Annotated in this window: 17 protein-coding genes; all 17 read left to right on the forward strand. The window is 44.4% G+C overall.

Translation table 11 applies throughout. The features are described from left to right. Positions 1 to 243: 243 nt before the first annotated feature. On the forward strand, positions 244 to 936 hold the full coding sequence (locus tag FXV91_RS10390; protein ID WP_229390513.1) for an ArsR family transcriptional regulator: 693 nt from the start codon (positions 244 to 246) through the stop codon (positions 934 to 936). Next, on the forward strand, positions 933 to 3,218 hold the full coding sequence (locus FXV91_RS10395) for a CDC48 family AAA ATPase (RefSeq protein WP_229390514.1): 2,286 nt from the start codon (positions 933 to 935) through the stop codon (positions 3,216 to 3,218). Before FXV91_RS10390 ends, FXV91_RS10395 begins: the two co-directional genes overlap by 4 nt. Positions 3,219 to 3,388: 170 nt before the next feature. After that, a complete protein-coding gene (gene hsp20, locus FXV91_RS10400) occupies positions 3,389 to 3,913 on the forward strand; it encodes an archaeal heat shock protein Hsp20 (RefSeq protein WP_229390515.1) in 525 nt (174 codons plus the stop codon). Positions 3,914 to 3,944: 31 nt separating this feature from the next. Continuing rightward, positions 3,945 to 4,442: an Hsp20/alpha crystallin family protein gene (locus FXV91_RS10405; protein WP_229390516.1), complete on the forward strand. Its 498-nt coding sequence runs from the start codon at positions 3,945 to 3,947 to the stop codon at positions 4,440 to 4,442. 298 nt (positions 4,443 to 4,740) lie between these two features. Beyond that, positions 4,741 to 4,929 (forward strand): MnhB domain-containing protein, encoded by a 189-nt coding sequence (locus FXV91_RS10410; protein ID WP_229390517.1) that lies wholly within the window; start codon positions 4,741 to 4,743, stop codon positions 4,927 to 4,929. Positions 4,930 to 5,994: 1,065 nt separating this feature from the next. After that, positions 5,995 to 8,406, forward strand: coding sequence for a hydrogen gas-evolving membrane-bound hydrogenase subunit E (mbhE, locus tag FXV91_RS10415; protein WP_229390518.1), 2,412 nt, complete (start codon positions 5,995 to 5,997; stop codon positions 8,404 to 8,406). Further along, entirely contained in the window at positions 8,403 to 8,849 is a 447-nt protein-coding gene (locus tag FXV91_RS10420) for a monovalent cation/H+ antiporter subunit B (RefSeq protein ID WP_229390519.1), read from the forward strand. The genes mbhE and FXV91_RS10420 overlap by 4 nt, the downstream gene beginning before the upstream one ends. Further along, positions 8,846 to 9,271: an NADH-quinone oxidoreductase subunit K gene (locus tag FXV91_RS10425; RefSeq protein WP_229390520.1), complete on the forward strand. Its 426-nt coding sequence runs from the start codon at positions 8,846 to 8,848 to the stop codon at positions 9,269 to 9,271. The genes FXV91_RS10420 and FXV91_RS10425 overlap by 4 nt, the downstream gene beginning before the upstream one ends. Further along, positions 9,268 to 10,836, forward strand: a complete 1,569-nt coding sequence (locus FXV91_RS10430; RefSeq protein ID WP_229390521.1) for a proton-conducting transporter membrane subunit — start codon at positions 9,268 to 9,270, stop codon at positions 10,834 to 10,836. Before FXV91_RS10425 ends, FXV91_RS10430 begins: the two co-directional genes overlap by 4 nt. Continuing rightward, positions 10,833 to 11,330 carry a Na+/H+ antiporter subunit E gene (locus FXV91_RS10435; RefSeq protein WP_229390522.1) on the forward strand — a complete coding sequence of 166 codons (498 nt, stop codon included), beginning with the start codon at positions 10,833 to 10,835 and terminating at the stop codon, positions 11,328 to 11,330. Before FXV91_RS10430 ends, FXV91_RS10435 begins: the two co-directional genes overlap by 4 nt. Beyond that, a complete protein-coding gene (locus tag FXV91_RS10440) occupies positions 11,327 to 11,602 on the forward strand; it encodes a cation:proton antiporter (RefSeq protein WP_229390523.1) in 276 nt (91 codons plus the stop codon). The genes FXV91_RS10435 and FXV91_RS10440 overlap by 4 nt, the downstream gene beginning before the upstream one ends. After that, positions 11,602 to 11,952, forward strand: coding sequence for a monovalent cation/H(+) antiporter subunit G (mnhG, locus tag FXV91_RS10445; RefSeq protein ID WP_229390524.1), 351 nt, complete (start codon positions 11,602 to 11,604; stop codon positions 11,950 to 11,952). Before FXV91_RS10440 ends, mnhG begins: the two co-directional genes overlap by 1 nt. 457 nt (positions 11,953 to 12,409) lie before the next feature. Next, complete coding sequence (locus tag FXV91_RS10450; protein WP_229390525.1) at positions 12,410 to 13,144, forward strand: metallophosphoesterase; 735 nt, start codon at positions 12,410 to 12,412, stop codon at positions 13,142 to 13,144. Between the two features lie 255 nt (positions 13,145 to 13,399). Next, the gene (locus FXV91_RS10455) at positions 13,400 to 15,358 is read left to right on the forward strand and encodes a hydantoinase/oxoprolinase family protein (RefSeq protein WP_229390526.1); all 1,959 of its coding nucleotides are present in this window, start codon (positions 13,400 to 13,402) and stop codon (positions 15,356 to 15,358) included. 246 nt (positions 15,359 to 15,604) lie between these two features. Then, the gene (rbcL, locus tag FXV91_RS10460) at positions 15,605 to 16,891 is read left to right on the forward strand and encodes a type III ribulose-bisphosphate carboxylase (protein ID WP_229390527.1); all 1,287 of its coding nucleotides are present in this window, start codon (positions 15,605 to 15,607) and stop codon (positions 16,889 to 16,891) included. A 114-nt stretch (positions 16,892 to 17,005) separates the two neighbouring features. After that, positions 17,006 to 18,097, forward strand: a complete 1,092-nt coding sequence (locus tag FXV91_RS10465; RefSeq protein WP_229390528.1) for an L-threonylcarbamoyladenylate synthase — start codon at positions 17,006 to 17,008, stop codon at positions 18,095 to 18,097. 106 nt (positions 18,098 to 18,203) lie between these two features. Next, positions 18,204 to 18,449, forward strand: coding sequence for a hypothetical protein (locus FXV91_RS10470; RefSeq protein ID WP_229390529.1), 246 nt, complete (start codon positions 18,204 to 18,206; stop codon positions 18,447 to 18,449). Positions 18,450 to 18,469 lie beyond the last annotated feature (20 nt).

Here is an 18,469-nt window from a genome sequence, read left to right on the forward strand (position 1 = left end):
GTTCCAGGAAGATTTTTCTGTGTAACTGCTTCCATACGGATCGTGAATTCTCTTTACCGGAGATTGGGTAGCAGGAAGACAACAACTCAAACGAACTGCAGAAAAAGCCTGGGTCACTATTAAATCTGTGTCAAATATAAAACATGTATTATAATAATTATGGCTAAAATATATAAAAAATAAGATTCAAAACTTATAGCTAATTATACATCATAACATTTCGATAATTACCAGAGGGAAAAAATGGACCCAGCAAAACTACTTGACATCCTGGGGAATGAAAACCGCAGGAAGATTATTCAGCTTCTTGCAAACCGCCCATGCTATGTCAGTGAAATCTCAGGCAGGCTGGGGGTAGGGCCAAAGGCGATTATCAGTCATCTGAGCCTGTTAGAACAGTCAGGGCTGATCGAATGCAGTGTGGATGAGCAGAGGCGCAAGTACTTCAATATTGCAAATAATATGAGACTTGAGGTGTCCGTATCACCTTATGCATATACAGTGTCTCTTCAGGACATTAATTTTGACAGGGAAAAAAAAGGGGAAGGATCTGCTGTCGAGAAGAAAGAAAATATTGCTAGGAATGAATCGTCCTGCTTCTTCCTGAAACTAAGTAACAGGCTCCAGGAACTCAAAGCAAGGCAGGAAGAGCTTGTGCAAATGCAAAAACAGCTGCAGGTTGAATATATGGAATTGATGGACAAATGCCTGGACTCAATTGAAGGGGCTGCCAGAAATCCTGTAGAATGTGAGCTTCTGTTCGAGCTTCTTAAAAATGAAGCTACATCGGCTGTCCTCTGCTATAATCTGCGTCTTCATCCGAGCGTTATAATGTCTAATCTTATGGACCTTGCAGAAAGGGGTTTTGTTGAATATACGATTAAAAATAATCAGCAGTACTGGAAAATATGTGAGACCGGGGTTGAAAATAAATGACTGAAGAAATGAATCTGAGAGTAGCTGAGGCTTATCATAAAGATGTGGGCAGGGGAATTGCAAGAATTGATACCCGCCTGATGCAGGAAATGGAGCTTGTAAGCGGGGATATAATTGAAATTTCGGGCAAATCCAAGACTTATGCAATTGTCTGGCCGAATGTCGAGCGCGGACAGGAGAACAGGATCAGAATCGACGGAAACCTGCGCAGCAATGCGAAGGTTGGAATTGATGATAGGGTTACGATTCAGAAAGTCCAGGCAAAACACGCTCAGAGGGTTACACTTGCTCCATCCCAGCCTGTAAGGCTTGTGGGCGGGGCTCATTATATCCTGAGAATAATCGAGGGCAGACCTCTGAACAAAGGCCAGCAGATAAGGGTTGAAACTGTAAATAACCCTCTGACTTTTGTCGTAGCATCTACAAGACCTGCAGGCCCGGTTGTTGTTACCAAAGATACTGAAATTATCATTAAAGAAAAATCCATTGAAGAAATTAAGACGCCTGAAGGTGTATCGTACGAAGATATAGGTGGGCTCAGGCGTGAAATCCAGCTTGTCAGGGAAATGATCGAGCTGCCAATGAGGCACCCTGAACTCTTCCAGAAGTTGGGGGTCGAGCCTCCCAAAGGTGTCCTTCTCCGTGGGCCACCCGGAACGGGCAAGACAATGATTGCAAAGGCAGTTGCAAGCGAAACCGATGCCAATTTTATCACCATCAGCGGTCCTGAAATCGTTTCCAAATACTATGGAGAAAGTGAACAGAAGCTCCGAGAGATCTTCGAAGAGGCTGAAAAGGACGCACCTTCCATTATCTTTATAGACGAAATCGATTCCATTGCTCCCAAACGCAGTGAAGTCACCGGAGAAATGGAAAGAAGGGTCGTTGCCCAGCTACTTTCCCTGATGGATGGGCTCAAGTCCAGAGGTGAAGTGGTGGTAATCGCTGCCACAAACCGTCCTAACTCCATTGACGAGGCTCTCCGCCGCGGCGGAAGGTTTGACCGGGAGATCGAAATCGGAATTCCTGACCGGAACGGCAGAAAGCAGATTCTCCTGATCCACACACGAGGCATGCCTCTTGAAGATGAAGTGAGCCTTGGCGAAATTGCAGATGTAACCCATGGTTTTGTAGGAGCTGACCTGTCCTCTCTCTGTAAGGAAGCTGCAATGCATGCTCTCAGGAGAATCACTCCTGAAATCGATATCGAAGAGGAGATCCCGCAGGAAATCATTGACAACCTCATGGTCACCAGGGAAGACTTCAGAGAAGCCCTGAAGAACATCGAACCTTCGGCAATGAGGGAAGTCTACATTGAAGTTTCGCATGTGGGCTGGGATGATATAGGTGGACTTGAAAAAGCAAAACAGGAACTTATCGAGTCTGTGGAATGGCCCCTCAAGTATCCTGAAATGTTCAAGATTGTCAGTATAAAACCTCCAAGAGGTATACTTCTGTTCGGACCTCCGGGTACGGGCAAGACCCTGCTTGCAAAAGCCGTTGCAAGCGAAAGTGAGGCTAACTTCATCAGCATTAAGGGCCCCGAACTACTCAGCAAGTATGTGGGAGAATCCGAGCGTGCAATCAGGGAAACATTCAGGAAAGCAAAGCAGGCTGCTCCGACTGTAATCTTCTTTGACGAGATTGACTCGATTGCTCCTCAAAGAAGCTCCGTTTCCGACACTCACGTTTCCGAAAGGGTGGTCAGCCAGATCCTTACGGAACTTGATGGGATAGAGGAACTCAAGGATGTAATCATAGTCGCTGCTACAAATCGGCCGGACATGGTAGATCCTGCTCTCCTCAGACCTGGCCGCTTTGACAGGCTTATTTACATCAAGCCTCCTGGAAAAGAAGGCAGGGAGAAGATCTTTGAGATCCACACAAAAGAAAAACCCCTTGCAGAAGATGTAAAGCTCTCAGAACTTGCTGATATGACCGAGGGATATGTGGGTGCAGATATCGAAGGCATCTGCAGGGAAGCTGCAATGCTCGCCCTCAGGGAAATAGTTACTCCGGGTATCGACCGAAAGGGCATTCAGGAGAGAGCAGGAGATGTTCGGCTTTCCAAAAAACACTTCGAAAAAGCAATTCGCCGTGTAAAGCCTACAACCTCCAGAGAAACACTGAATGCGTATGAAAAGAGTGCCGAACTCTTTGCCAGGTATGCAACTGAGTTTGAGGAAGAAGCTTCCGAAGTAAAACAAGAGAAGTCTGAATCAAAAGAACAGGAAAATAAAATAGAGGGAAAAGAAATCCCAAGTTTTCTGCAGGCTGAGTGAGACTTTGCCTGAAATGCCGAAGTGCCGGTAAATGCCGGCTTTTTTAATTTTTATTAAAAAGAGTAATCATTTCAATTAATAGCCTCTTGATTTCAATTAATGGTCTTATTGATTTGAGTAGTACTCATTTAAGAAACTCAAGACGCATAACTTAATAATGATGTGATGAGATGGACAGAGACAGGAGAAAAAGAAGTTTTTTCGATGAAATATTCGGAATTGATCCCCTGAAGGATATGGAAGAAATATTTGAGCGCCTTAGCACAGCTATGGGAATGAGCATGGATAACTTCGGGCAGCATCCCTTTGTTTACGGTTTTTCCGTAACCCAGCGTCCAGGGGAAGAGCCTGAAATCCGGGAATTCGGAAATATTCCGATGTTTGAGCAGACGGAGACCGGAGAAAAACGGTACCTTGACATAAGAAAACCCCTTATTGATGTACTGGAAACCGAGGAAACAGTCCATGTGATTGCCGAGATGCCGGGCATCGAGAAAGAAAATATTCAACTGAACGCAACTGATTTAATACTTGACATCGAAACATTAGATGGGAATCCAAAATATTCCGAGCGTGTGGAACTGCCCATAAAGGTGGACCCCCAGAGCGCTAAAGCCACATATAAGAATGGTGTGCTGGAAGTTACCTTTAACCGGCTGGAATCCAGTTCCCGAACTTCGATCAATATAGAGTGATTCGGGAGCGAGAGGAAAATAAGAGGTAATAATGGTGGGCACAAAAAAAAGAAAGGATTTCTTTGAAGATTTTGGGTCTGAACTTTTTGACAACCTGGAAGAGATGATCGAAGCCCTCCTGGAAGAAATGGGAGAGTCCGTCCCCTTTGTTTACGGATTTTCGATCATTCACCGCCCGGGGGAAGATCCTGAACTCCGGGAATTCGGAAACGTTCCGGAATACTCTCAAAACGAAGAGAACTTCTTTACCCCAGAAACAAAAGAACCTTTAATTGACATATTTGAAAATGAGGACATGGTGCATGTACTTGCAGAATTCCCGGAGACTGAAAAGGAAAATCTCCTGCTGCACGCTACATCTCAACACCTTGAAATTAAAGTCCTTGGGCTTTCTGAATATTCCGAAGACGTAGAACTCCCCGTCCTTGTGGATCCGAAGAGTGCAAAAGCAAGTTACAAAAATGGGGTGCTTGAGATCACCTTCAGGCGTTGCCCCGAAGAAAGTCCTGTAGCAATAGAGATCAATTAATTATAGAAAAGACAGAGAACCCCTTTCAGGGTGAAGGACAGGAAACAAAGCCTGAACCCTGATAAATATGCTCATTATAACCAGCAATACAGAAGATTATTGTTTTTCTCCTCTTTACTATGAAAGAGAAACAATTATGAACCTCTTTTAGCCATTTTTAATTATAAAAGAGAAAATAATTCTGGACTTTTTTATCAGCAGTTTCTACTAATGGCATTTTACGGATCTTTGTATTTTAATTCACTATACCTTTTTATCTTTGACCTAGAATGTAGTTTGTTGGTTCGCATAGATCTTTGTGTTAATTACCAAAACGGTTGCAAAGATCTGTCTGATGATAGATATGCTGTACTCTATCGACCTTTTACTGATCGGTGGGAACAGGTCTGGCGAAGGTTTCATTGGCGGCGTACTCTGTGCTTGCGGAATTGGGCTCATCTATGTAGCGGTTCACTGCGCCTTTTTATCTGGCACATGTACTTTTTAAATATACGTCGTTTTATAATAGCTATGGAGTTTTTAAAGTCCGCCAGGTAAATTTTGTAATTATCATTCATTATCAGGAACCTATTCCTGAAAACATTTTCAGAACACTTCACTGACAGTTTCAGACAGAAAGTTTCGAAGAATTATGTTAGATATACTCTTTTCCTTTTTGTGAACTTTTTTTGTCAATCATTTCTTTTTTTTGACAAAAAACTTTTTTTCGAGTTTCTTTCTATTTTGATTTTTTTTACTTTCAATGCGCACAATTCTCTTTTTTATCTATTTAATTCATTTTATCTGCAAGTTTCATTTTTTTGGTATACAATCATATATATTTAAATATAGAATTAATTCAAACGAGCCTGCTACTGAATCATTCTCTGTTGCTTTCTCAAACTAAATCTTCTGATTCACAGTTTTAATGATTTAAATAAATTATACTGATCGAGGGGGTAACTTATCAATTAATTTAGTTAACTTTTCTGATCAAATTGCTACTCAAAAAGGAAAAAAAATTTCTCTGACCTTTATTTTTCATATTTTTTTCTCGAAATTGCTGTTTTTCTTTATAGTGTTTTTTGGAAATATTCAAATATTTGAGAATCCACATGGAAATTAGTGAACCTTATGCTATCGATTTAGTCCTTCATATTTATTTAGTTCTAATTTGGAGTACTTCGCATACATTCCATTAAACCTCTATCAAGATAGAATCGGTAGCATTAAGAACTGAGTATATCTAAAATTTCAATCAGGAAAGCGGGATGTACTTTAAATTATCTAATAAATCTGAAGTTCTGAAAGGGAGGTATCTACTGTAATAATGGAATAATTTGGGAAGATTTCGTGTGCAATTTTGGACGCAAAATAGTTTGCTTGATACTGAAGATGTGTCCAGTAAAAACCGAAACATTTTTACTATATGACAAAAGAGTATACGCGAGGAAATATAAGATTACATTATATCTTTATTTTCTATGTGGATTGAATTCTGGATTGAAACTTTTGAACCTGACTAGTATTCACTATTAATAACCAAAAACTACAGAGGTTGGGTTGATGATTAATGGATCCATTTAATGCAATAGTAATAGCTGTCTTTTTACCATTTATACTCGCATGGACATTACCTGTATTATATCGCGTATTCAAACAGAGGATTGGCTGGATTTCGGCACTTATCGCATTTACGTGTTTTGTGCTGAATGCTCAGGTAATCCCGTACGCTATGGCAGGCACTCCTGTAAAGGGTTCGTGGGACTGGATGCCGACAGCTGGTCTATCCTTAGACTTTTACGGAGACGGCATGGCTGTTCTCCTGGCATTAATCGTTTCAGGCGTTGGTGTTATCATCATGTCCTATTCAAACGGTTATATGTCCACAAAGGAAGATCTGCCAAGGTACTACCAGTGGCTCTTACTCTTTATGGGTGCAATGCTGGGCATTGCCTATACAGATAATACGATCCAGATGTTTGTTTTCTGGGAACTGACTAGTATAACATCTTTCATGCTTATCGGATACTGGAGAGAAAGACCGGAATCCGTATACGGCGCAACCAAGGCTTTTCTGATAACTGCCGGTGGCGGACTTCTAATGTTCGCAGGTTTCCTGATGCTCAGGGTTGTTACAGGCACCTATGGAATCTCTGAAGTCGCTCAGAACTCCGAAATCCTTTCAACATTCCATGGAAGTCCGTTTTATGTTGCAATCCTTGTTCTGATCTTCCTGGGAGCCGCTTCCAAATCTGCTCAGGGACCGTTCTATATATGGCTGCCCAATGCAATGGAAGCTCCGACCCCTGTCAGTGCTTTCCTGCACTCGGCTACAATGGTCAAGGCTGGTGTCTATCTGGTTGCAAGGATGCACCCCATCCTTTCGGGTACTCCCGAATGGTTGATTCTGGTTTCAGGAACAGGTATGATAACCATGGTGATGGCAGGTTTCCTGGCTTTCAGGCAGACCGACATCAAAGCTATTCTGGCTTACTCAACAATTAGCCAGCTGGCCTATCTGATGACTATGTATGGTTACAGTACTGCAGAACACCCGGGATTGGGCTTTGCTGCAGCAACCTTCCACCTGTTGAACCACTCAACCTTCAAAGCTACCCTCTTCCTGGTAGCAGGTATTGTGGCTCACGAGGCGACAACCAGAGATATCAGAAAACTGGGCGGTTTGCGTAAAGAAATGCCAAAAACGTTTATAGTTGCGGTGATCGCAGCGGCCTCAATGGCAGGTGTCCCCCCACTTAACGGGTTCTTGAGCAAGGAAATGTTCTATGAGACATCCGTTGAGATCGGGGCGCTGGTTTCGGAAACTTATGGAGGTCCATGGGCTATTGTCTTCCCGGCTGTCGCAGTGCTCGGTGGTGTATTTACTCTTATGTACTCTATCAAACTGATAGACGGGATATTCCTTGGGCATAGGACCCACGACCATGATGTCCCTCACCACATTCACGATGCTCCCTGGGTCATGCTAGCTCCTGCAGTTTTCCTTGCAGGTCTGATCATCTTCTTCGGGCTCTATCCCAAATTCCCGGTTGAAACCCTGATTCAGCCTGCCTACAGCGGCCTTGTCCCGCATGCAGAACACCTTCATATACAGCTCTGGCATGGAATTACCACACCGCTTCTGATGACGATAGCAACCTTTGCCATCGGTATTGTGCTTTACAAGTTCTATGACTCAATAGCTGCCTGGCAGAACAGCTTCAATGCAAAGCTTCCCTGGGTTAGCGTGAACTACTGGTATGACGCAACCGTAAACAATGCAAAAGGCATAGCTGCCAAGTTCGGAGCAGTTACTCAGCCAGGACCTATCGGAGGTTATATCAAAGCCGCAATGCTTTTCATGATCTTCCTGATCCTGTGGCCGGTGTATACCCAGGGTATAAGCCTGGGAAGTATCTTCCCTGCAGGGCTGAATTTCAATTCACAGCCTTATGAGATCGTACTTTATGCTCTGATGATTGTAGCAGCGCTCGGTGCTACGGTAATCCCGAGATATTTGCCTGCAGTCCTGTCTCTCTCGGCTCTGGGTTTCCTGGTGTCCCTGCTTTACATGTACCTGAAGGCTCCTGACCTTGCAATGACACAGGTTTGTGTAGAAACACTGTCAACCATTATCTTCATCCTGGCAATCATTAAGATTCCTCAAAAATTCAAGGAACCCATGCCAGCGGGTAAGGTTATGGTGAATTTTGCAATCTCGGCAGTAGTTACATTTGCGGTTTTTGCCTTAATGGTAAATGCAAATGCTGGAATGCTGGCACCGTTTGAGTCCTTCTCTCACTATTTCATAGATAAGAGCCTGCAAATGACAGGTGGACTTAACGTCGTCAACGTGATAGTCGTGGACTTCAGAGGGTATGATACCATAGGAGAAATTTCAGTCCTTTCCCTTGCAGCCCTTGGTGTCTATAACCTGATCCTGAGCAGAGCTGGAAAAGCTGAGGGAGGTGAAGAAGAGTGACCACAATAATTACCAAAACGGTTGCAAAGATCTGTCTGATGATAGATATGCTGTACTCTATCGACCTTTTGCTGATCGGTGGAAACAGGCCTGGCGGAGGTTTCATTGGTGGTGTACTCTGTGCTTGCGGAATCGGGCTCATCTATGTAGCGTATGGGCTAGATGATATCAAGAAAATCTGGAACCCTGACTGGCATACCTGGTTTGGCTACGGACTCCTGTTTGCAAGCATTACAGCATGGTCTCCTTTATTTGCAGGCCACAACTACTTCAGAAGTGCATTTGATTTCATTCCTGTAGTAGTGGGAGGTATTCATCTTGGTGAGCTTGAACTGGTTTCTTCCATGTTCTTTGACCTTGGTGTGTACTTTGTGGTGGTCGGAGGACTGCTGTTTATCGTGACTAAAGTAGGAACTGACAAAGCTTCGGAGGGTGGAAAATGAATAACACTCTTCTCGCACTTACCATTTCCCTGCTCTTTGGAATCGGAACTTTCCTGATTTTCCGCAGGGATATGATGAAAGTTATCATCGGTTTCGGGATCATATCCCATGCCATAAACCTTTACATAGTTGCAGGCGGTGTCTTCACCGACGGTACACTTGTGCCGATTCTGGAGCACCATCAAGCTGTTGAGGGTCTTAATCAGGGCCTTATCTATAATGATAACCTGACAGCTGGAATAATCGGGCCAATGACAACCAATCCGTATATGGACTTCGTGGATCCTCTTGTGCAAGCTCTCGTGCTCACTGCAATCGTAATCGGGCTTGCAACCACTGCTTTCGTATTGACCCTTGCATACCGCATTAATGAAGAATACGGTACTGTTGATGTCGGGGAACTCAGGAGGTTATGGGGATGAGCTTTTTAATGCAGCATCTGCCCATGTTCCTGATTGCCATACCTTTGCTAATGGCTCCTCTTACTATCCTGAGTAAGAGTTACCCGGGATTCCAAAAGGCTCTTGATATAATAGTGAGTCTCGGTCTGCTGGCTTTAAGCGGACTACTTATCTATACTGTCTGGAACGATGGAATCATAGTATATGAGGTCGGTGAGTTCGGAAAGTACGGAATCGTGCTTGTAGCCGATCTTTTAAGTTCAAGTATGGTTGTCCTGAGTTGCCTTATAGGCTGTATGGGTCTGATTTATTCCTATGATTACATAGAGAGTAAATCCCTGAACCTGACCTACCATTCTCTGTACAACCTTATGCTTGCAGGCATCAACGGAATCTTCCTGACAGGCGACATTTTCAACCTGTTTGTCTTCTTCGAGATCATGCTGCTTTCTTCAGGAGCTTTGATCGTTGCAAACGAAACCTCAAAGGTTACGAAGATCTCGGATAAGATGGAAGCTACAATGAAGTACATTGTCCTGAACATGCTCGGTTCAAACGCGATGCTGCTTGCAGTTACTTCCCTGTATGCATCCGTTGGTTCCCTGAACATGGCTGACATTGCACTTAAGGTCAGGATTCTTGCTGAAGCAGGTACAATGCCCTGGCACATGTACGCTATTGGTCTGCTCTTCATCATCGTATTCGCTGGAAAAGCAGCAGTCTTTCCTCTGCACTACTGGCTTCCTGATGTTCACCCAACAGCACCGTCCCCGATCAGTGCGATGCTCAGTGGTGTGATTATCAAAATCGGAGCCTATGGTATACTCAGGATCCTGTTTGTTATCTTTGCACCTCTCAAAGGAGTGTACGGACCGATCATTTTACTGCTCGCTCTTATCACTATAGGACTTGGAGCTACATCTGCAATAGGACAGAATGACGTCAAACGTTTGCTGGCTTATTCCAGTGTATCGCAGATAGGATATGTTTTCCTGGGTTTCGGAATGGGAGCGATTGCACTCGATGCAGGTGAAATTGCAGGCGGGACTTTAATTGTTGCGGCATCCTTTGTCTACATGGTAAACCATGCCATCGCCAAGAGTATGTTATTCCTTACTTCGGGTGGAATTATTCACCATGCAGAAACCAGGGACATGCGTAAGATGGGAGGTATGATCAACAGCAATCCCTTAATGGCTTTTTCCTTCCTCGTAGGGGCCATGTCCATTGGCGGAGTACCCCCGATGGGCGGATTTATTGGTAAGTTCTCCCTCTTCGATGCAGGACTCAGATCGGCATTCTATCTCCCTATCGCTATTGCGTTACTATTTGCAGTCTTTACTCTGTTCTATATGTTCAGAGGCTGGATGCTTATGTTCTGGGGAGAAAGGGACCCGCAGTATGGGGAATACTCCCATCACAAACTGTCCATGTTGATCGTAGGTCCGATCATGCTTCTGGCAGCTCTTGTGTTCATTCTCGGACTATTTGCCAACCCGGTCCTTGACATTGCACAGACGATAGCGATGCAGGTCACTGATCCGCAGCCGTATATTGATGCAGTATTATTGAGGGTGATTAGATGAAGCGTCGTTTGATTACTTACATGGCACTCCCGGTCGTCTGGTGTCTGGTCAGTGGGTATGTAACCATCGGCAGTCTGTTTCTTGGCCTCATCTTCGGAATGATAGTTGTAGAGCCTTTCAGCAAACTTTACAGGCTGGATGAAGTGGTACACCCGACAGGAGATTGGCTTGCAAAGATTCCCAAGAAAATCAAGTACTTTTATGTACTGATCAAAGAAATCATAAAAGCCAATATTGTTGTCGCAAAGATTGTTCTCAGCCCTACAATCAACATCAAACCCGGAATTATCGCGGTTCCCATAAGGGCCAAGACCAATATAGGCATCACCGGGATTGCAAACACGATTACGTTGACTCCCGGAACCCTGACCGTGGATATATCGGATGACCAATCCATTCTTTATGTCCATTCAATCGATGCAACCAATCCACAGGGAATCCGTGATTCCATCAGGGATGATCTTGAAAAATATGTTCTGGAGGCATTCGAATGATAATCTCACTGGAACAGGCAGATTTCCTGGCATTGATTGTGCTGGTAGTTGCCACAGCGCCCTGTATTTACAGAGTTCTGTACGGCCCGACCCTTGCTGACAGGATTGCGGCAGAAGACGCCATGGGTAATGCCCTGTGTGTTATTTTTGCGCTTTACGCCTATCAGGCAAGCTCGATCTTCCTGATGGACGTAGCCATGCTTCTTGCAATCATTTCCTTCGTAGGGACGGTCATAGTGGCAAAATACCTTGATAAAGGGGAGGTGCTCTGATGGCTGGTGAACTGGCGCTAGTTGCAGACATTCTGAGTATCATCAGTCTCATAATAGGGATCTTTTTCCTATCTCTGGGTATGATTGGCCTCCTTCGCCTGCCTGATGTCTATAACAGGCTGCATGCAACTACCAAGGTCGGCACCCTGGGAGCTTTCGGAGTTCTCCTGAGTATAATTCTTCAGGAGGGTGCTACCCCGATGGGCATTAAAGCCCTTACAGTCGCACTTTTCATCCTCCTTACCTCCCCAATCTCCGGGCACATGATAGCTCGGGCGGCTTACAGGATGGGAGTAAAATGCTGCGAAGGCACTTGCATGGATGAATATGCAGGAAAGAGAAGAAAGTAAAGATTAAATGAGTGTGTTTCCCAAACACATTCATTTTTTTATTTTTACTGGATCTCCGATCTTTTTATCGTCGGGTTTTAGTTCCGGATTTCTGGTTCAATCTCATTTTTTCTGTTTTCTGTCTCATCTGATTTTTCATATTTTCTGGCTCTAAACTCAATCTTTTGCTTTTTTTCTTCAGGGGGCCTTCGGATTTTTCTCTTATTCAATTTTCCTTATTCAATTTTCCTTATTCAATTTTCCTTATTCAGCTTTTCAAGTTAGGTTTCTTGATTTAATAGGGCTCTATTTTTAAACACTGGGGAAGTATATATTAAATATAGATCATTTGCTTATTATTTATCTATTGTTTAATACATAGACTAAATCGAATAACTATATATTATACTCTGCGAATTCTAATCCTGAAAAGTCAGAAATATGAACAAACAGGCATAGAGGAATAGATATTATAAGAATGGTACATCTTTCAGACATCCATTTCTCAGAGGCATACTATATTCCTGAGATTGCAGATTCAATGCTTGAAAAAATAAATCAGGATAACCCTGATATTGTTGTAATTACAGGAGACCTTACGGAAAACGGGCTCGCAGCCGAGTATAACGGGGCAAAAAACTTCATTGATAGGATCGAATGCAGAAACAAAGTGATAGTTCCCGGAAACCATGATTCCAGAAATGCGGGTTACCTTTTTTTTGAGGATATTTTTGAAGCCAGGACTTCTTCAGGTCGTTTTGGTGAGGTCACGATTGTAGGGCTTGATTCTTCCCAGCCGGAACTTGAAGAAGGGCACATCGGAAGGGAAAACTATGGCTGGATAGAGAATGCTTTCTCAGAAGACGGTTTTAAGGTTTTTGCCCTTCACCACCACCTGATTCCAATTCCCAGGACAGGCAGGGGAAATAATGTACTCGTGGACGCAGGAGACGTTCTTGAGCTTCTGGACCGTTCAGGTGTGAACCTTGTGCTTTGCGGGCACTGGCATATTCCCTGGGTCTGGAGATTAAACGACATGCTTGTTGTCAGTGCAGGAACAGTCTGCTCGTCCAAAATCCGGGGAAAAGCCTTGCAATGTTACAACTACATAGAGCTTGAAGTGCCTGAGCCCGAATGTACGCGCTGGCATCTGCAGGTTCACAGAGTTTTCTCCTCCGGAGAAAAAGAGCGGGTTGTGGATAGTATAATTTAATAGTATAATATGACAGGCGGGTTAAGAATACAAAAAGTCCTGAGAACTTCAGATTTCTTTTACCTGCATTCTCCGTATTACCTGTTTTTCTTTTTCACTGCTTCCTTCCCTGTTGCCTGCATTGTTCTTTTCTTTCAATATTTTGCCCCCTCTATTATTTCATACCCCTTAATATTTTACCCTCCTGCAGAATCTTATGCTCTTACAAAATCCTGATCGGCTATGTTATATTTTTTTGAAAATAAATTATAAACCATGAAACTTGGTTTAGGAATTGATACTGGTGGAACATACACAGATGCTGTTTTAATGGATCTTTCAGAAGGCCGGATTCTTGATTTTAACAAGGCATTAACAACGCATTCCAATCTGGTTGAAGGGATAGAAAATGTAGTTGCAGGCTTAAAGCAGGAGTATCTGGGCAATATAAAACTTGTTTCGGTATCCACAACTCTTTCTACAAACTCCACACTGGAGGGTAAAGGTCATCCTGCAGGGCTGATTCTGACAGGCTATACGGTAAACGGAGGTATTCCGGCACGTGAAACAATTTCCATAGGTGGCGGCCATGATTCAAAAGGAAACGAAGTTAGCTGCCTTGACCTTAAAGCTGCGGAACAATTCGTTAACGACACCAGAGGCAGGCTCTTTTCATATGCTGTATCTTCTTATTTTTCCGCGAGGAACCCGGAACACGAGCTTTCAGTAAAAAAAACAATAGAACAGCTGACCGATAAACCCGTGGTTTGCGGGCACGAACTTTCCCTGAGCCTTGGAGCTTATGAAAGGGCAGTAACTGCAGTTCTGAACGCTCGCTTGATCCCGATAACTTCTCAGTTCATCCGGGCTGTTTTATCGGTGATGGAAGCGAGAAATATCAAAGCTCCCATGATGGTAATGAAATGCGATGGCTCTCTTGCACACATAGAAGAAGCGCTCGAAAAACCTGTGGAGTCCATTTTTTCAGGCCCTGCCGCAAGCCTTGTAGGGGCTGCCCATATAAGCGGCTTGAAAACCTGCGTGGCTGTGGATGTTGGAGGCACAAGCACTGATATTGCTCTGATAGAAGACGGAGTTCCCGAAATAAGTGAAAACGGAGCTGTAGTGGGAAACTGGAAAACCATGGTCAGGGCGGTCAGGATCAGAACTTCGGCTATGGGAGGAGATAGCCACATCTGGGTACAGAGACAACTTTATATTGGCCCTAACAGGGTTATCCCCCTCTGCTTTGCAGCTTCAGATTATCCTTCCATCGAAGATAAGTTGAGGAAAGCCGAAAAAGTTTCGGACAGGATAATGAATGATATCTTCCAGCCAGCTAGTTTCTTTGTCAGGAGCGGGAGTCCTGAATCTGATGATGATATACAGGCACTTAATTACTCTATTGAATTTGAACTGGAAAACCATGAACGTCAGATTTTCGATGCTATAGGATATGAGCCAGTTTCAGTATCCGATATTGCAGAAATAGTTAAAAAACATCCACTGCAGTTCGTAAAGGCTCTGCGCTCCCTGGTCCAGAAGCGCTGCATTTGCCACATAGGTTTTACACCTACTGACGCCCTGCATGTGCTTGGAGAGTATGAGGCATGGAACAGCACTGCCTCATTGTTGGGAGCAGAACTTCTTGGCAGCTATCTCGGGCTGGACCCTGAAAGCTTTTCCAGGGAAATAAAAAAGACTTTTGCAAGGAATATTGCTCTTGACCTGCTGACGTTCTTTGCAAAAGATTTCAAACGGGAATACCTTGAAAAACTACTGACAAGCTCTCGTTTCACAAAGTTCAAAATCAATATTCCCGTCGTAATGATAGGGGCTCCTGTCAAAGCTTACGTACCCGAACTCAGAGAATTTATCGATGCAGATATCCGTATTCCGGAATTTCATGAAGTGGGCAATGCCGCAGGGTCCCTGGCTGGCAACATTGTCAAAAGAAGCGAAATTCTAATCCGTCCGGCAGGTCACGGGACCGAGCAGTATCACGTGTTCTCTGAAATGGAACGGAAGGTTGCAGATAATTATCATGAGGCTGTGGACTATGGGCTGGGACTTATGGAAAAACTGATTTTCGACCATATGGACGGGTACGGGCTTCAGAAAGAGCAGGTCCGTTTTGACCTTGAAAGAAAGGACTTTAATCCGGGTTTCGGAGCCCAGAAAGAAACCCGCCTGGTGGGCCTTGGTATCGGAAACCCTTTGAAACTGGAGCAATAAAAAGGGTTACATAAAGACTTTTACTTTCGAGAACTTTCTTAGCCATTTTTCCACATAGAGCAGCCAAATCTCTGGCTCCTTTTTTTATTTTTTCATTTCAGTCAAGATTTCAATTAAGGCCTTGTTAATACGAGTAAACAAATCTTATTAATGTTCAGTTACTTCCTTCAACGAAGACGATTATTGTATTTACTGGATTTTTACTGAATTCGATTCTAAAATGATTATTAATCAGGAGAAGACAACATGCGCAGGGACTACATAGATATTGGCTACAGCCCTAAAGATACGGATCTGATCTGTGAATTCCACATAGAACCGTCAGCAGGAGTGAATTTTGAGGAAGCTGCTACCCATATGGCAGGGGAAAGTTCCATAGACTCCTGGACTGAGATTGCTACACTGAGTCCCGAACTTGCAGAGAAATTGAAGCCCCATGTTTTTTACGCGAATGAGAAAGCACAGACTGTAAGGGTGGCTTATTCGGAAGACCTCTTTGAACTGGGCTCTGTCCCTCAGGTTCTCAGTGCTGTTGCAGGAAATATACTGAGCATGAAAGTCGTTGACAACCTCAGGCTGCAGGACATCGCCTTCTCTAGTTCAATGCTCCGTGAGTTTAAAGGTCCGAATTTCGGGCTGCAGGGAATCAGGAAATTTGTTGGTGTGCAGGACCGGCCGCTTATAGGGACTATTGTCAAGCCTAAAGTTGGCCTGAACTCCGAAAAACATGCGGAGGTTGCTTACAATTCCTTTGCCGGGGGCTGTGACCTCGTTAAAGATGATGAGAACCTGACCGACCAGAAATTTAACGGTTTTGAAAAGAGAGCCGAACTCACCCTTAAGCTCGCAGAAAAGGCAGAATCGGAAACCGGGGAGCGAAAAATGTACCTCTGTAATGTTACTGCCCCGACCTGTAAAGAGATGATCCGCCGCATGAATGTCCTTAAAGACCTGGGTGCAAGCTATGCAATGGTTGACATCGTGCCTGCGGGCTGGACTGCCATTCAGACCCTGCGCGAAGAGGCTGAGAACGCAGGCTTGGCTCTTCATGCTCACCGCTGCATGCATTCAGCCTATACCCGAAACCCACGCCACGGGATAAGCATGCTAGTAGTTGCCAAACTCTGCAGACTGGTAGGGCTTGACCAGCTCCACATAGGCACTGTAGTCGGAAAGATGCACGGAGAAAAGCATGAAGTTCTGAATCTCAGAGATCAGTGTGTGCTCGATAAAGTGCCTGCGGATGAAAGCCAGCACGTCCTTGACCAGGACTGGGGAGGGCTAAAGCCTATGTTCCCGGTAGCATCCGGAGGGCTTGCCCCTACAATGATTCCGGACCTTTATTCTATCTTCGGAAAAGATGTTATTATGCAGTTCGGTGGTGGAATTCATGCGCACCCGATGGGCACGGCAGCTGGAGCCACTGCCTGCAGGCAGGCCCTTGAAGCAAGCCTTGAAGGAGTCAGCTTGCAGGACTATTCGAAGGACCACAAAGAACTTGAAGTCGCTCTCGGAAAATGGCTGAAGAAATAAGCTTCTAAGTAACAACCAGACTGGATAACCGGAACCAACTACAGGCAGAAACAGTTACAGATGTAAAAGGCAGAAACAATAGCAGGATAGTAATCAGCAAGGGGTTTACTTCTGGTGAAAGCAGAAAACGGAAATAAAAGAGAGACCCGATTTTTCCGGGTATCCGAAGAGAACTTTGACGATATTCTTGACAAGGCTGCAGAAATTATCAAAAGGGGCGGGACAGTTGCCTTCCCCACGGAAACCGTTTATGGGCTTGGAGCTGATGGGCTCGACCCTGACGCTGTCCGGAAAATTTTTAAGGCAAAGGAACGCCCGCCCGGCAACCCTCTCAGCCTGCTCGTCCATTCCAGGGAAGACCTTGGAAAAGTCGCAAAAAATGTCCCTGAAAAAGCTTTCAGGCTTATGGATGCTTTCTGGCCTGGTCCACTTACGATCGTTCTTGAAAAAAATGGCATTGTCCCGGAAATTACCTCAGGGAACCTGCCTTCGATAGGACTCCGCATGCCTGATCACAGGATTCCTCTGGAGCTTGTAAAAAGGGCAGGCACTCCTCTGGCTGCTCCGAGCGCGAACCTTTCGGGAAAGCCCAGTCCCAGTCTGGCAGCCCATGTCCTTGCTGACCTTGCAGGCAGGATTGATGTAATTATTGACGGGGGAGGGACAGCCATAGGGCTTGAGTCAACCGTGATTGATATGACAGTAGAACCTCCTGTGGTTCTACGACTCGGAGCCGTGGGAATTGACGAGCTCGAGAACGTTATAGGTAAAGTCAGGCCCACATACATGGGAGCTGAAGCCAAAGATGGAGAGGCTATATCTGAGAAACAGGCAGGCCAGAAGTACAGTCACTATACTCCTGATACGCAGGTTGTGCTTGTAGAAGGAGAAAGAAAAAAAGTTTCTGAAAAGATTGGTACCCTGCTTGAAAATTACCTGCTCGAAGGAAAGAAAGTAGGGCTTTTAATTAGTAATGAGACCGCAGGCTTTTTTGCTTCTGAAGGACTGAGTGCCCACGGATGCTTTTTACTGGGGCCTTACGAAGAGCCGGAAGAAGCTGCCAGAAAACTTTTTGAAGGGCTAAGAACTCTGGACGCGAAAAGTCTGGATGTAATTCTGGCTGATGGTTCTTTTAACCCTTCAGGACTTGGAGCTGCACTTCTTAATCGGTTAAGAGAAGCCGCGTCCATAAGGCACGCTGTTTGAATCGGGAATGCCGGTTAAATTGCGATAGTATAAGTGAGAGTTTGACAGTCAGATTTGACAGTCATATATGATAGTTATTTTTGTAGTATACTGGAGAGAGATTTTCTTGAAGGCGGAAAAAAGAGAACAGATGGAAAAAATGCGGGCTTATAAAAAAGTCCGGAAGCAGAACAAAAAAACAACAGGAGTAAGCCTTGCGATCCTGGCTGCAGGTCTACTTTTGAAGACTCTCAATATAAATATTCTTGGTATTGATATCGGGTATTATCTTCTTTGGGCAGGAGTTTTTGTCTTCTTTGTAACTTCTATGTCGGGCCTCTTCGCTGCGGGATCTCTACGCAAGCAGAGATAATCTTTTTTCTTTCTTCTCCA

The organism is Methanosarcina sp. DH2 (genome assembly GCF_020804225.1).
Lineage (GTDB): Archaea > Halobacteriota > Methanosarcinia > Methanosarcinales > Methanosarcinaceae > Methanosarcina.